The sequence below is a fragment of the Niastella populi genome (genome assembly GCF_002078015.1).
In the GTDB taxonomy this organism is placed as follows: Bacteria; Bacteroidota; Bacteroidia; order Chitinophagales; family Chitinophagaceae; genus Niastella; species Niastella populi.
The window spans coordinates 1-15630 of sequence record NZ_LWBP01000248.1 but is presented as its reverse complement, the minus strand read 5'-3'; the positions used below and the strand labels follow the sequence as shown (position 1 = coordinate 15630).

The 15630-nt window shown below is 39.7% G+C and carries 11 protein-coding genes and 1 tRNA gene; 5 read left to right on the top strand and 7 right to left on the bottom strand.

Annotated elements, in window-relative coordinates:
- The first annotated feature begins 198 nt into the window (after positions 1–198).
- Positions 199–621, top strand: a complete 423-nt coding sequence (locus tag A4R26_RS32610; protein ID WP_133054855.1) for a helix-turn-helix domain-containing protein — start codon at positions 199–201, stop codon at positions 619–621.
- A gap of 125 nt (positions 622–746) precedes the next feature.
- On the opposite strand, the gene A4R26_RS32605 is transcribed toward A4R26_RS32610, so the two are convergent.
- The 3 genes from A4R26_RS32605 to A4R26_RS32595 form a co-directional block, all read right to left on the bottom strand.
- A complete protein-coding gene (locus A4R26_RS32605; protein WP_133054854.1) occupies positions 747–1295 on the bottom strand; it encodes a hypothetical protein in 549 nt (182 codons plus the stop codon).
- A gap of 1 nt (position 1296) precedes the next feature.
- The gene (locus A4R26_RS32600) at positions 1297–6603 is read right to left on the bottom strand and encodes a DUF6443 domain-containing protein (protein WP_165760495.1); all 5307 of its coding nucleotides are present in this window, start codon (positions 6601–6603) and stop codon (positions 1297–1299) included.
- 77 nt (positions 6604–6680) lie between these two features.
- Positions 6681–9986, bottom strand: a complete 3306-nt coding sequence (locus A4R26_RS32595; protein WP_081171106.1) for a hypothetical protein — start codon at positions 9984–9986, stop codon at positions 6681–6683.
- Between the two features lie 744 nt (positions 9987–10730).
- Here A4R26_RS32595 and A4R26_RS32590 point away from each other — a divergent pair.
- A tRNA-Lys gene (locus A4R26_RS32590) sits at positions 10731–10803 on the top strand.
- A gap of 107 nt (positions 10804–10910) precedes the next feature.
- On the opposite strand, the gene A4R26_RS32585 is transcribed toward A4R26_RS32590, so the two are convergent.
- The 4 genes from A4R26_RS32585 to A4R26_RS32570 form a co-directional block, all read right to left on the bottom strand.
- On the bottom strand, positions 10911–11549 hold the full coding sequence (locus A4R26_RS32585) for a hypothetical protein (protein WP_081171104.1): 639 nt from the start codon (positions 11547–11549) through the stop codon (positions 10911–10913).
- 36 nt (positions 11550–11585) lie between these two features.
- Positions 11586–12332 (bottom strand): hypothetical protein, encoded by a 747-nt coding sequence (locus A4R26_RS32580; RefSeq protein WP_081171102.1) that lies wholly within the window; start codon positions 12330–12332, stop codon positions 11586–11588.
- A 49-nt stretch (positions 12333–12381) separates the two neighbouring features.
- Positions 12382–12981: a hypothetical protein gene (locus A4R26_RS32575; RefSeq protein WP_081171100.1), complete on the bottom strand. Its 600-nt coding sequence runs from the start codon at positions 12979–12981 to the stop codon at positions 12382–12384.
- Positions 12982–13084: 103 nt separating this feature from the next.
- On the bottom strand, positions 13085–13396 hold the full coding sequence (locus A4R26_RS32570; RefSeq protein WP_133054853.1) for a hypothetical protein: 312 nt from the start codon (positions 13394–13396) through the stop codon (positions 13085–13087).
- Between the two features lie 290 nt (positions 13397–13686).
- Here A4R26_RS32570 and A4R26_RS32565 point away from each other — a divergent pair, with 290 nt between their 5' ends.
- From A4R26_RS32565 to A4R26_RS35525, 3 genes are all read left to right on the top strand, one after another.
- Complete coding sequence (locus A4R26_RS32565) at positions 13687–14370, top strand: methyltransferase domain-containing protein (protein WP_081171096.1); 684 nt, start codon at positions 13687–13689, stop codon at positions 14368–14370.
- A gap of 152 nt (positions 14371–14522) precedes the next feature.
- Complete coding sequence (locus A4R26_RS32560; RefSeq protein ID WP_081171094.1) at positions 14523–15152, top strand: hypothetical protein; 630 nt, start codon at positions 14523–14525, stop codon at positions 15150–15152.
- A 196-nt stretch (positions 15153–15348) separates the two neighbouring features.
- Positions 15349–15630, top strand: a 282-nt coding sequence (locus A4R26_RS35525) for a hypothetical protein (protein ID WP_207625874.1), incomplete at its 3' end; no start/stop codon positions are given.

Sequence of the window (15630 nt, the reverse complement as noted above, 5' to 3'; positions counted from 1 at the left end):
GCAATCGCATAGGCTTTGTGCGTGGCTTGCTTTGCGGGGCTGCGGTGTTGGCTACTTAGCATAATGTGCCTATAGGGCAGCCCCTGCGTTGGCATCCGCCAGCTGGCGGATAAGCGTGGCGGGGGATGTCCTATAGGAACACATTATGTTAATGTAGCTTCCGGCAGTTTTTTCTGGCATGAGTGGTACCGTGTGGCTTTGGGAGAACCACGTATTTTTATTTGTGTATGTGACTACAAAAAGCATCACAGCAAAAACTGCCGGCAACACCGCAGGGGCTTGGTGCGGATGGCTTTGTGTGTCGGGTCAAGCCGGATTGATGCGCAAGACCTGGCGCAACTGGCCAAGGTGCATTTCACCAATGTGGGCAAGTATGAGCGCGGCGAAGCAGTGCCGGCGGCTGATATTTTAAACCGGATTGCTAAAGCTCTTGAGGTAACTACCGATTATTTACTCAATGGCACTTTACAGGACAAAAGCGCCGATGCGATCTCTGATGAGGAACTGTTGTCGCAATTCCGCAAAATAGAAAAACACCCTGACGATAAAAAGAAGCTCGTTAAAGAGTTTCTCGATGCCTTTATATTCAAAGCCGATCTGCAAAAGCAGTTAGCTTCATAAATACAAAAGCCGCAGCGGGTGCTGCGGCTCTGGGTTATTTATTTCACCGGGATTACAGTCTATGACAGTTAGTTACCAAATCTCAAAAATCAATAACTCTTCATTTGATTTTTTTCCAGCGTTTCTTATAGTATAACTCTCCTTCGCTTTGCTTCCTCCCTAAACCATAGATTCAATTTGTCTCTGTTATTTTTAATGTATGTTATTACTTCTGGCTGGAGTGGATTTTCATATCTACTAAATGGCCCCTTTTGCCAAACTACACCTTCTCCATGTATTAAGCCAAGCAATTTTTTATCTGATATTCTAAATTGAACTCCATCTGTTATATTTTCTTCCGAATACTTGCTGATCGGCGTTGAGTCATTTTTCATAAAGTTATATAGCAAATCCAGTGTATCGTTTGTTTTACTTATATAAACCAACTTGACAGGCAGTGCACTAAGTGGTAGATACTCATTATTTTGTTTAGTGGTATCGTCGCAATGAAAAGTGTATAACATCCATTTGGCGCTATCATTATATTGCTTAAGATTAAGGCTATCTAATAGTTTTAAATTTTTATTTTCGATGCTATCATAGTAATTCATCTTCTGTGCCACATTCGATCTCTTAGTGTTTTGACAAGCAATAAGCATCAAAAGCAGAATGGTAATTATTGAAGTACATTTCATGCTATCTAGGATGTTTAACTGTTTGACTTCCATTAATAAAATAAATATTCTTTTGATCTACAACCACGTTCCTATATGGAGTATTTCCACTTGATTGAGAATAATCAGCCGATGATGGCCCGGCACCTGGAGAGCCACTAACACCACTAGTAGCATTAAAGGCACCAACCTCCCAAGTTATACTAAATGGTTTCATTGGAGGGTGATTATGGATGTGCGCTACTTTTCCTTCTTCGTAAGGCAAACTTCCCGGACTATTTTTGACAAGATCATTGTCTGAATGACGTCCTGTCCCTACTGTTACTTTACCATCTTTCAAAACCAAATTGCCTAGCATTTCAGCATTTAACGATTTCAAAAACTGTTTACTAACAGGTTTACCATTGAATGTAGGGTTTTTCATATCGTCTATTTTGGTGCCATCAACTTTCTCTGCCTTTGTCGTCCCATTATTATCATCATAGTACTTACTCATAGCAGCGGCATCGTAGGTAACGCCATATTGCCCAAACTCTTTTACCAGATCATCAGCTTTGCGTCCTTTAAAATCTTTGAAATTGTTACCGTGATAAGCTTGAAACTGTTCATTATACTTTTCGTCAACGACTACCACTGCTTCGGAACCCTTATTCAACACTCTACCGTAATATTGACCATTTGCACCGTAATAGTATGTAGTATCTCCCAAAGGATCGTTTAATAAGATTGGATTATTGCCCATCGAAGAATACGGACTTAATACCTCATTAGGTTTTGGATCTATTTGCCAGAATCTTCCAATTTGCGGATCAAGGTTGCGATAAAAAGCATCATACATGTTTAAATCAAAATCATTATTCTGTTCTATACCATTAAACTTATGCTTATTCTCAGGCGCTCCAAAGTTCAATGCTTTACTACTTATCCCCGCCATCGTTAACCCAAACGGATAATAATGCGTTTCTTCCAATAGCGGCCCTGCGTTTTGTACTACCTGCAGGTTATCAAAGAATACCTCCTGAGTTTGGGTTTCGTTGTTACAAAATATAAAGATATAACCATTTTTAGTGACTGGTATTGTGGGAATGGTGTTGTTATTATGCGTTTTAACAAAATTTGCATCCCCCACTGGGTCAAATCCCCCGGTTACAAAATGGAACTGTTCATCAAATATCACCCAGTTTATATATGACCGGGGTTTGCTGCTACCCTCGTCGGGACGATTGATAATATAGTTCGATAATGCAGTGGTTAAACCAGGTACGTCATTCATTAATCCGGCGCTTGTTATCCCTTTTCCCTGAAGCGGCCCACCCGAAACAAACATATTGAGCAGGTCAGCGGCCATCAGGGGTAAATCCATTCTACCAGGCGGTTTTCCCGGTTGGTAATAATAGGATTTCCCAAAAATATTGATCTGATCGCCCGCCATTACCTTCAGGGTGATGCCTAATCCTATCGGTGATGCTGCATCTAGTTTATATAATTTCTGACTTAGCGCCGTGGTATTACTGTTTGGGTTATTGTTATAAGGTGGATTGCCGTTGTTGTTTTCATAGTCAGTAATTAAAAAGGCAGCAGACTTGTCGACTATACTTCCGGCATTGATATTATAATAATTCTTCTCTGTAAACGCCGCACTGCTGCTGTTATTGATATCGCCTTCCAGTGTTGCCGCCGGGTAAACATGCTGTTGCCGCTCTTCGGTTAATACCATACGCACATTGCCCAGGTGGTCTTTAATAAAATAGTCGTAGTTAAAGCCGCCTCCGGCTCCTCCGCCAACCGGCGGAGCAGAGAAGCGTATCCGGCCTTCTTCATGAGCAATAAATTGCAATACGTTTGAATAATCTTCATCCGGATTTCCGGACGGTGTGGTGGTCTTACTTTCAAATACCATCCCTCCATCGTAAGTGGTGGTAGTAATAATACTTTTATTGGTGATGGAATTATCTGTTGTTATTTTCTGCAGCTTGTTACCGGCAGCATCGTATACATACTCAATAGTTCCCTTATTTTGCACCGCAATCTTTGCCGGAAGGTTCAGATAATTGTACTCAATACCTGAAGCACCATTCATTGCAGCGATGCCCTTATTAAGATCCTTTACCATGTTTCCATTCTTATCATACATATAATCTGTAATAGCCTCAAATTGGGCGGTGGTGCTGGCAGTAGTAAGGGCTGTTTTGTCATTTTTTTGAGGGTGCTGATCTCCTGTTCTAAAGTCGCCCAAAATGGTTTGCGCATTATTCACAAAATCATTTACATTCTGTAGTTTATTTGTACCCGGAATATACGTGTATTTCAAATCATCTACGAGCGAACCGGATCCGGATTTTAATCCCATCTGCTTCATGGTAAGGATGTTTCCATTGGCGTCGTAAGTTAAGTTGCTGACACTGAAATCAACTCCTGCGGTTCTATCGAAAGCAGTTCCGTTGTATTGGTTAAAGTCGGCCCCTGTAAGGCGGTTCGCTGCATCATAGTCGAAATCATATTTCCGCTTCATGCCATCCCCCATACTCTTCCAAATGGTGCCGGCTATATTGCCGTTAAACTGCGCCTGGGTATAGATGTTCGTTGCATTGTTATCAATCACCGAGGTCTTTTTATCATAAGCCAGTTCAAAACCGAATTTACTGTTGCCCTGGTCCCGGATAAAGTCCCGGTTTACCCCCAGTACCCAGCCACGGATATTATAATCATACGTCAAAGTTTCCAATGAACTACCGGTATAATTGCCATTTGCATCTTTCTCACGGCCCAGCTTCCTGGTCTTTGGTTGCCCCAAAGCATCGTAGGTGCTTTCAGAAATTGTTACATAGTTGGCTGAGTGCAATGAATTGATCGTGTTTAACTGGCTGTTGCCGACTTTCTTTTCAGTTTTGATTACCCGTCCCAAATCATCATACGTTATTTTGCTCACAACAATATTTTCTATTGCATTGGGACTTATCGTCTGCTGCCGCTGTATCGTGATGAGGGGTTGTCCGGCCCAGGTGTATTGCGTAGTTACGACATTCAACCCACCGGTAAGGTCATTCTTTGTTTGGGTTTGTATCACTCTGCCTTTATCGTCATAGAAAACAGCGCTGTAAATATATTTAGCCGGATTGCTACCTAATATTTTTGTTTGCTTCCAGGTTACCATGTTTTTCAAAGCCGTATTCATCACCGGCATCTGGGGATAAGGCCAGTTATTGTTGTCTGTACCGGAAAAATAGCTATCCCAGGTAGTAAGATAAGAAGCTGCAAGGCCCGAAGGCAGGTTGCTGTAATCATCGTAATGAGTAACGGTTAAAAGTTCATAATCACCGGAAGGACGATAGTAGATGGTGGTAGTAGCCGCCAACTGATGAACATCAAAAGTTGTGGTATTGCCGGTTAACAATTCTGTTTCAATGGGACGATTCAGGTCATCGTATGTAGTCAGCACCCATTTACCTATAGCCCGCATATTGCCATCCTGTATCATTACCTGCCGGTCTCTTTTATCATATACCATATATACAGGGTCGGCTCCCGGCACCTTCTTCATTATCATTCGGTTGCGCGCATCGTATTCATAACGGAAACACAACTCGTTTAAAATTTCATCGCTGAGCGTGCTGTTCATTCCGGCATTTATCCACCGTTCAACTCCCCTGGGCTGTATCACGGCCCGTAATAAATTAATATCGTCGTAAATATAATAAGTACATAACCAGCCATTATAGTCTTTACCTGTTCCATCATCTGCTAATGCCGTAAGCTGTACTTTTTTAAGAACCACTTGCCCATTCTTGTTCTTAAACTCTATAACCTGTGATCCCTTTTCATCTACTGTTATATTCTTGTACAATTGTCCGGCAGCATAGGCACCGGTTACAACATACGAACCCCAATCATTTGCAACATTGGTTACTGTCCATATTTTTACATTATCGGCAGCGGTGTTAAACGCATATTTGTTTTCCACTCCGCGGTCACTTCCAAACCAGCTATTGCCAGCAGGTAGCGTCTTAACAATTCTGTTCAGAGGAGAGGGCTCAAATAACACATTACTGTAATAAAATGACTCGCCGGCATTTTGAATTTTATGAAAATCATTCAATTCGCCCAGCACATTCGGTTTATATTTACCATCGTCTGAAGGAGAAACAAATGGCAGGTAGTTCAAAGGCTGCCGTCCGTACTGATCGTATATAACCGGTTGTACAAGATCCTTATTATCCTTCCCGGCCTGCTTATTTACTGTTTGCATTAACCTGCCCAGGCCATCATAGTATTCAGTTGTTTGTTTTACGTCTGCTACCAATGTTATGGCATCCGCTGCGGGCACATCAGCTATACCCGGCTTTGTGAAGTTGCGTATACGTATATAATTCTGATTATCGACGCTTACCGCTCCGATAACAATATGGACGGCATTGCTAAAGGCTTCCTCGCCTGTCACATCGCATCTTACTTTTCTTCTATAATATACCGGACCCATGATGGGGCCGGGTTCATACGTTAGTCCGGTTGCCTGGTTGATATCATTAAAAGTAATTCCGTCTGATGACCACTGCCACTGGTAGCTGTAGGCACCATTACAACCGCCGCCGAAGGCGTGGCCAGCCGATAACAAGCCCGGATTACCGCCCGCGGGGATAACCATTTCCGCCGGTAGCAGTTCATTGCCATTCAGCTTCGGATATACGTCCACTTGTACAATGCTGCTGTAAGTGAAAGGGCCGCCGTTACAGGTCGTTGCCATCCGGTAATATGTGGGGGCGGTAATACCTGTGGGTGTAATGGAAGTAGTGTTAGTACCACCCTGTACAACTTCGGGATTACTGAAATCGGCATTCGATGACCATAACCACTGATAGCTGCAGTTATTTCCTCCATCAATTGCCGTTATTGTAGCAGCAGTTCCGTTGTATCGAACGATCTGGTAGGGCGGAAAAGCATTACCGTCCGGCTTCGGAGAAACGTCCACTTGTACAATGTTGCTTAAAGCTGAAACACCATTGCTACTCACATACAGCCGGTAGTATGTGGTGGCGGTAAGACGCGTGACTGTAATGGAAGTAGTGCTGGTACCGCCCTGCACAGCTTCGGGATTACTGAAATCGGCATTAGATGAGGTTAACCACTGGGTGCTGTAGGATCCGTTTCCACCACTAATACCACTTATCGTAATTGTAGCAGATCCGTAATATGGAACGATCTGGTAGGCCGGAGAAGCAATACCAGGCTGCACCGGTGTTTGGGCCTGCATAGTTGAACTTAATGCGATCGTAACACAGGCCATCAGACAGTAGCGCAACCACTTTATTGGGGTGAATATTGCAATCATCATGCAGGTTGGATTTGTAGTAAACGAATATGACGCTGTTGATATTCTCATAATAGGTGCTATCAGAAGATGATAAGGTATTAGTTAGTTTGATAACGGTAATCAATAGTTTTGATGATATTGCCATCCTGGTCCCTGATCAGCTTAAGCCGGTTGAAGTCGTCATACTCGTAATATGAGATACGGTTATTTACATCACATTGAGAGGTCATACCGATCAGGGGAGTATAGGTATAGGTGGTCATTTGGGCTCCGGCCGGATACAATCTTAATTCATCGACCAGTGCTGTAGTTTGAGGAATGGTAACCTGTGACACCCCTGTCACTTTATGCTCAAAATAGGTCCAGTTCCCAATTTTCTTTCCCCGGACAATGGTTCCCTGCGTACCGGTAATTGTAAATGGTTGGTTATTTGATGTCCAGTAAGAAACAACGTAGGTTGCGCCCCCAAGACCTGTTTTTGTGATGTTGCCATAAGCCAGGTCATAACACTTGTTCCCGGTAATACCATCATCAACGCGAGCTGCATTGACTATTGTCCAATTACCTGAACCATCAGCCTCAAATGAGGTGTATGCAGTTTCACTTAACCTGCTATTTTTAACATCTGCTATTGTATAGGAAGCATTATAGTCCCACAGAATAGCATGATTTCCGGTTGAACGTTCATCATATTCCGTTAGCTGATCCCTGTCATCAAATTTTGTAAACGCGGTTGTTTGTATATACCTGTTATCATACACAAAACCCCCTTGCGCATTGATACTACTCTTTGTAAAATTTTGTATCGGTATAGGATCACTTACCGTCAATTCAAGTATTTCGCTAACAACCGCACGATCGGCAGAATAAATGATCAGTTTCGCTCCGGTTACATATTCATTGCCGTTTTTATTAATAGTTCTAATTTCTTCAACAGGTACATCCAAAAGATTCTTTACGATCAGGTTGCTCAATCCCTTAACTATTTGATCTGCTGCCGGATCCGTTACAGGCATCGCCAGATAATCCTGTGGATAGCTGGTTTTTGTTTGAGCTTCCAGTCCGTTGCTTTGAAATGTTGACATGGAATTAGGTAACAGCCTGTTCCTTTGGTTCAGGCTATAATGATAAATGGCGGTTTTTTCAAGTGCCCCGCCAGTTGGCTGGAGCGATTTTTCGTGAATTTCTGTGGTAACATAATGCTGTGTACGAAGAAGTATGGTTTCAGCATTAAAAACGTTATTTATAAGCACATCGGCTTCGCTATTATTAGAGGGTACTCTTGATAATGAAGTGAAATCAGGACCACATGCGTCATTACGAATAACAGCGATTTTCAGATCTGTACCAAAACTGTCTAATGGATTTCCATTCGTGTAATCGTTATGCCATTTTTTTATAGATCTTTCTGAGATCGTTTTATTATTCGGATAAGTCTGAACAAGCGTGTTCGTCTCACCGCTGGTCCAGTTCAAACATAGAGGATCACCAAACGGTGCAAACCAATATCGATGCGGATTAAGCTGAGATGGGCTATAAATATGTACAGTCTGTCCATCTTGTCCTGAACCTTGCACCTCTGTCACCTTATAATATTCTACCAGATATGCCGGGTCATTCACCAGGCTGCTTGAATGCAAGGTGTATACCAATGGGTTAGCACAAAGCACACATGGATCGAACATGCCAGGCGCACTGGCTATTTTTATAGCAGAAACATAAACAGGCATAATATGGGTGCTGGCATTTTGATCATACATCAGATTGGTTACAGTTGAAGGATTACTGCCGTTGAGGTCATTATAAAATTCAATCTTCTTTATTCTCAATCCGCCCAGGGTCACTAACTGTTGGCCCTGGCCGTTGGTACTTTTAGGTAAAGTGTTAACCACATATTCACTACCAGAAACAGGGGTTAATGCACTAGACGCCAATATAGTATTGCCTTCGTAATAGAACCTGCTTTTTCCGCCCGTAGGATAAATGATCTCTTTTAACATGCCATATTGTGCGAAATTGGAGTTGGGAGCTCTGTTTACCCTGGCTTTCAGCCCTTCATCAATCAGAATAGCAGGTATCGGTGCGGTATTATTGGGAATTAATGGAACAGGATGACTTGGAACGGTATTAAAAGGAAGCAAAAATTGATTATTGATCTGTCCGTTGTAATATCCCCAATAATCCTGCGCATTATAGCTTGTTGACGCAAGCTGATAAGAAGGCCAGGATTTATATGGTTCCTCGTCATAGTAATTGAACTCATAAGCGTGGTGAAAGTTGCGTGCGACATTTACATTCTTTATTTTTTTCAGAAGCAAACGGTTCGTTTCGTTATATTCAAAAGTTATATATTTAACAGAGGTACCGGGAGAATAAACAGATATACCGCGTAAAGAAGGAACCGAGGCCGTTGCATCCATTTGTTTAATATCCTGTCGCGCATTTCCTGCATCAAAATCAACATATCCATTTTTCCAGGAAATTCGTGACAACTGATATACATCTACAAGTGTCGTAATGATTGTAACTACCGGGGAGGCAGTACTTGTTTGACATTGTTGTACTGAATAAAGTTGGTAAGTTTCCGTTTTTTCCGTTTTCGTATATTGATAATGCGCATATTCAAAATTAACCTGCCCTCCGCTTTTTGTTTGTATTTCCGATAAATACCAGGTAGTTCCTTTTATGTTATTATAGTAATTAGGTATACCCCCTGTTTGATTGTTATATAGAGATATTTTAGATTCCTCTTTAAGATTGAACAGATATTTGTTTCCGTTTACATCAGTAATTGAAAATTTATCCAATGTATTATTTTGTGTACTTCTGGTATATTCAATCTTATTATTTGATCTGGGTAGCTGAATGCATTCCCCAAATCTGTTTATGTAAAAACTCCCTTTTATGCCAGGTACATCAAAGTGGAACATATCATGCTCCGAATCTGCAATTGACTCTACTACATCCTTAAAGTAATGATACTTTTCAAGACCAGAAGACTGATTTTTAACCACACGAAGTTGTAATTGTGCATAATACGGGTCCATTAGCCCCCTGGGACCATCATCCGGTATACCTTTAACGGTTCTTGTTATTGCTCCTCCTACTGCTAAATGCCATCCAAGGCCTACCCATGAGGGCACTTCGGTTACCTTCAACCCGGTATTATTATAATTCAACGTTATGGGAACAATTACCCCGTCCGTCTCTATAGTATACATAGGAATTGAGTAATTAACCTGTCCGGTTTGATAATTTATGGGCACGCTGGTAAATTTCTCAAACGCAGCAGCATTAGGCGACTTTGGCGGTTTATATGCAGGAAGGATCTTATAATCGTTATCGATTTGACCCAATGCCAATTGAAATAGAAACATAAAAACAACAACAATTTTTGTCTTCATATCTTTTTATTTACTTAAGTTTCATTGATTCAGTTGCATGTTTTCACCGCCTTTTAAGGAGTTCATAACAAACCCGCTGGCCCTCCCTATCGGAAGGCCATTCATGCGCAAAAAATAAATTGTAGGTACCTGTAAAACTTAATGTACTATGAAACAGGAATAGCTATTCAATCCTTCAGGTGGCCTGACACCTTTGTTACTGTATAACACAATTTGCAAATGAGGATTAAGAGGTATAGGTTGTTGATTCTTTTTCATAAGCAGGTTTACGTATTTGATTTGGCTAACGTATGACAAGTTATTTATTTCAAAACAAATCCTTAGTCACACTTGATAAACGTGCAGAATTGGCAATAAGCGTGTAGATTTTACCGATAGGTGTGTAGACGCTGGAGATGCTGAAACTTTTAGCAGATAATAGTGGAGAAGCAAGTACTACCGATTGCCACCAAAAAAAAATATATACAGGTAAGCTTTATGACTGAGCCAGTGTATTGAAGTCGGTTGCCACAAGTATTGGCTGCTGCTTCAGTGGGATATATTGCAGGATTGGTGGTGCGCAACTGGTTCCTGAAACCTGTCCACATGACTGCAAGATAAGAAGGTGGCCAAAGTGTTTATTTATCAGGGGTTTATTTTAAAATTTTGGTCATTTTTGAGCCAATGAATGTTGGCTGGCTTAATTTATCCCCTTATTTTTGCAATCCTTTGTTGCCGGAATAAGGCTAAAAAACAAGGGGTTTCGTCTCCGTAGCTCAGTTGGTAGAGCAATTGACTCTTAATCAATGGGTCCAGAGTTCGAGTCTCTGCGGGGACACATGATAGGAAAACGCCTTCAAATCGTTGAATTTGAAGGCGTTTTTTGTTCGAGGAACATAGCAAGGGATATTAAAGCCTTTACTGATGTAGGTAGCCTTTTGCTCCTCACCAGTTTGGGTTTTCCTCAATCATTTCCAACAAATCTTCTTTGTAGTAGTCTCCTTTTTCTTCATCAAAATTGTTATAGAAGTCTTGCAGGTCTTGCTTTGTGAAAATGGCACTTGCCAAAGCCGAATAGTCCTGATAGTCTTTTACAATTGTCCACATAATGTTTTTGTAGTCGCCACTTGTGTTCAATAAGATTTCTTCGGGCCCGTTGTCGCAAGCCCAAAACTCATAATGGCGCACAAACCTTGCTTCAATGCTATTGAAAAACCAATCTCTAGCTTCGCCATCTTCACACCAGGAGGTTGAATGGTCACGAAATGTATAAAGGAAACCATTCTTAAAATCATCAACAGTCACCAAGTCTTCTTGAAACTTTGGAATACCCCAACTTTCCCTATGTGTTTCAAAGAAATCTTCTGTATCTATATTACCGCTTTGCATTCGTATAAATGCGCCCCTTGTCTTTGCTGCTTCACTATTAAGCTGCGAAAGTTGGGCAACAAAGTCTAAATAAACGTCAATAGGCTCAGTTAAGTCGTTCGTCCTTGCTTTAATAATTGTATCCAACTGGTTAGTCAATAACAGCAAAGGAGAAGTTATTGAATTGATTTCTTCGAAATATGCGATTCTGTTCATAAGATTATTACATGTTCTGCGCTATTGCATTAGGGTCTATACAGCATTATAATGCGGGTTGTTTACTTTTATCCGTCGAACCAAATCTGCTACCGTATGAATATCCCGAAAACTTGCTTGTTTAGGTTTCAGTATCCCTCCAAGCCATGTCATGCCATATCCAATTAAGAAAACTCCTCCTTTATACCAGGCCCAATTTGATTTTATGCAAATAAGGAGAATTGTCAAAAATAAAAAAGTAATAAATGATCTCAACCCCCATTTATAAACCCAGTTCGTTTTGTAGTTTATTGGAGGTAATACCATCGGATCAATTTGATTAATCTCTTCAATAAAAACGCTATTATATTTCTTTACTAACGGTGCAAGCTGAGATGAAGGTTTGAGATCAGGAACGTCAATACCCCTGTTTTTAAGCCTTCCTTTCAAAGATTTGAATATTGCAGCGGTGGTGCAGTAATTACCGAATAGCTTTATTGGTCTTATGATTTCCTTTTCAGCAAGGATGGCAATGAAATTGCAAAGGTCACCCAGTGTCTTTTCATCTTCCGGCTCAAGTATATTCATCCAGGCTTCCTCGTCTGCAGTCATGCGGAAATAATAATTTAAATACTTCCATAATTTACTTGTGTCAACTAAGTCGCATATATCTCTCCACTCTAAAATCGTAGTTTCAAAAGTAAGTTCCTGATCTTTTAGCACAATGTCGTCATACTGTTGCTGTTGCTTGTAGTTAGCTTGTATGATCTGAAGTATTTCTATCGGATAATATTTTGTAGTCATGGTTGGAATAATATAGTTGGTATTTGTTAACGTTTCCAGAAACCTTTATTTATTTCCAATAATCCATCAAGTATTTTTGAATTTGTCTTTTGTCGGCTAAGTCAAAAAATTCTAAACCGCTCCAGTCAATAAGAATGAGCTCACATTCCTCTCCTAAAGTGTACAAGGCAGCTTGGATAAGGTCAAATTGCGGAACCGAGACAATAAGATTGATGCATATCCAGATGTTTTTTACAAATTCTTCTTCTGTGTCAAAAAATATAGTAAAGTTATAGAATCCGAAAGCCTTTGTGTTACCGCTTTCGCAATCTAATACTTCACTTTTGTCAAACCGAATATGTTTTGCTTTTTGAAATTGAAAACCTGTAAGTGTTCTTTCCAAATAATCAATCCTTATTTCCTTCGAAATAGTCGGTGTCGGCATAGGCTTCCTAATGAAAGTTTCTGTGAAACCATAGCCAGTGCCTGATTTCTCTGATAAGTCTTCAATTTGCCCTATTTGTTTTTGAATAAATGATTTATTCTCAATTGGCACTATTTCAATTTGGCAAAAGTCATCTTTCCAGAATGATGGAACATATTCGCCTGGATCAAACCTTAATGGTGATTTGTTAGACTTGCGAAATTTGAGAAATGAAAAAAGCCCCATCTAATCAAGTTTTGACAAATAAATAGAAAAAATCATATTATTGTAACCTTTGCGTTTGAATGTCAGGATTAAAGATAATGTATTGAAAATACTCTTTGCAGCTTTATTTATTGGCTTCACGTTCAAATCTGCGCCTAAAATAATCACAATAGAGTTTCGCTTCTTCTGCATTGTCTGGGTTTTTCATTTTGCCATCGAAATACACCAGAAGTTCCTTCGCACGCTCTTTACTCAGATTAATTTTGCTCGATGTAAGTGCCGTATCCATTGTATGCGCAGCGCCCTGAAGATAGACAGTTAAATAAGTTGTTCCTCCACGCTCCAAAAGCTCCTGGCCTATCAAATGGAAATTTATATAACAACCAAAGGTATATTCAGATGTTTTACCAACTTCCAGATAAAGGTCCTTGAGCAATTCGAGTCTTGTTTGTTGAAGTTGAGGTATTAAAAATTCACACAATTGAACTCGAAAATTGCCATTTTCGTCCTTAAAATCCCTTCCTTAGCCGCCTTGCCATTTAAATGAAATTCGTACGAAATCTTCAGGTGTGTAATTGTCAACAAAAGATTGAAATTCTTGAGTGGTCATTATCGTGAAGTGATTACATTTTCGACAATATACGATTCTTTTGAAAAGTTAGTTTTACCTCCCGATATTTTCTTCTAACTTGCTGTTGCTAATGATCAACATTTCATTTTAAAACCATGCAATTACTATCTGAAGAAAAGCTTGTTTGGTCACCAACAGTTGCCAACTCGCGCATGAATAGGGAAAGAAATTCAAGCGGCATTAATAGTTATGAACAAGAATTGAAATTTAAACCCGAAGAATTTCTTCTTTCAAAAATCAAAGAACTTGGAAATGCATCATGGATTGACATATGTTGTGGTCAGGGCAAGGCTCTTATTCAAACATCAAATTATTTCTATAAACTGGGGTTGCAAGACAACGTTTTGCTTGAAGGTATTGATTTAGTAGAGGGCTTTTCTTTTTCAGATAATGAAACGGGACCGGTTAAATTCCAATCGCAATCAGTTATAAATTGGATACCCAGCCGGGAATATGATCTAATTACCTGTGTTCATGGAATCCATTATATTGGAGACAAATTAAAGGTTATTGAAATTCTACTAAACAGCCTGACATCAACCGGGTTATTCATTGCGAATCTGGATCTAAATAATATAGCCATCAAATCAACAAAATCCAACTCTTTCCTAAAGAATTTGTTCTTGAAAAAAGGCATTACCTATGATTCACGAAAAAAATTGTTATCCCGAACAGGTAAAATAAAAATCAGTTTTGATCTTGTTTACCTGGGAGCAGATGACAATTATGGTCCTAATTATACGGGGCAAGATTCTGTAACTTCATACTATGAAGACTGAAAAATGCCACCTGGACTTCACCAATTAATCACTTGCAGCCTAAGTTGAACGCGATAGAACATGTGATGAACTTTTGTACTCGTTGGTGTGCCTGCAAAAAGGGTAAGAATTTTAAATCCGATGCTATCGGCTCAGACATAATTTAAAAGAATATGATTTCAATTTGTAAAAAATGTTCATGGCATGTAGAAAAACTTGATTTGCCTGAAGAAATGCTTCTGGAATTATGGGCGCTCATGGTTCAGGAATCAAAACTTTATGCTGTTAAGAAACTCAAAGATGAATTCGGTATCGATCATGGCAAAGCGAAGGGTGTGGTTACTCACTTCAATCCAGAGTTTGGAAAGTGCCATGAATGTAATTATTCAGAATTAGATAAAGAATATATTGAATGTCCCAAATGCAAAGCTTTCAATTATAACCTAAAGATAGGACCGCCTTTCAATAAGGACTTTTGTGAAGTTTTAGAATACAAACTTGATTTTAGCCAGCTTGAAAATGAAAATATAAAAGGATTTTGGTGTGACGGAATCGACCATTTGCCTATGGACATAAAATCCCTTTCGGCTGACAATCTGAAACAGAAAAAATTTATCAAAACAAAAGCCCGGATTGGAAAAGACGGACAAGATGAATACGAACTAACAATTTATTTTGGACCAAGTGCATTAGACAATTACATTAACCGGAAAAATTTGAATGAATGTATTCCTGAAGGTTCTTCAGATGAATGGATTAATATTGATCCCGAACGCAAGCAAGTTGAAATTCAATTAAACTAAGTAAATTGAAAGCAATAGCTAATCTTCGCCAGGAAAATACCGAGCACAAATGTTAAGCTGTAGTGTTGGTGGTACGTTTGAACTTACAATTGAAACAGAAAAGTGATAGAATAATTTTTGAAAAGCCTATTCAAATAACGTTATAATATAGCGTTGCCGGCGCAATTTAAGATACGAGTTACTTTTATTGGAAAAGATGATGGAACGATTATTATATAATTTAGAAAAACCTCAGCGGGAAATGTTTCATTTTGCTGAAATAACAACCCTGGAAGTGACTGCTTTATTGGATGACACTACCAAAATTAAATCCGCTAAGATTGTCGCTTACCATGAGAACGATTATTTAGGTGAAGAAGTGTTGGAAAAGTTTAAGACAATCGAAGAATTTAATAGGTTCTTTGTTAACAATCGAAGGTACTACATACATAACTGTGAACTTTCTTTAGAAGACGACATGAAAATACATAGCCATGAC

Excerpts from the sequence above, each read along its gene's own strand:
- A4R26_RS32560 (WP_081171094.1), top strand. The coding sequence starts at position 14,523 with ATGATTTCAATTTGTAAAAAATGTTCATGGCATGTAGAAAAACTTGAT.
- A4R26_RS32585 (WP_081171104.1), bottom strand. The coding sequence starts at position 11,549 with ATGAACAGAATCGCATATTTCGAAGAAATCAATTCAATAACTTCTCCT.
- A4R26_RS32600 (WP_165760495.1), bottom strand. The coding sequence starts at position 6,603 with ATGATGATTGCAATATTCACCCCAATAAAGTGGTTGCGCTACTGTCTG.
- A4R26_RS32565 (WP_081171096.1), top strand. The coding sequence starts at position 13,687 with ATGCAATTACTATCTGAAGAAAAGCTTGTTTGGTCACCAACAGTTGCC.
- A4R26_RS32575 (WP_081171100.1), bottom strand. The coding sequence starts at position 12,981 with ATGGGGCTTTTTTCATTTCTCAAATTTCGCAAGTCTAACAAATCACCA.
- A4R26_RS32605 (WP_133054854.1), bottom strand. The coding sequence starts at position 1,295 with ATGAAATGTACTTCAATAATTACCATTCTGCTTTTGATGCTTATTGCT.
- A4R26_RS32595 (WP_081171106.1), bottom strand. The coding sequence starts at position 9,986 with ATGAAGACAAAAATTGTTGTTGTTTTTATGTTTCTATTTCAATTGGCA.
- A4R26_RS32580 (WP_081171102.1), bottom strand. The coding sequence starts at position 12,332 with ATGACTACAAAATATTATCCGATAGAAATACTTCAGATCATACAAGCT.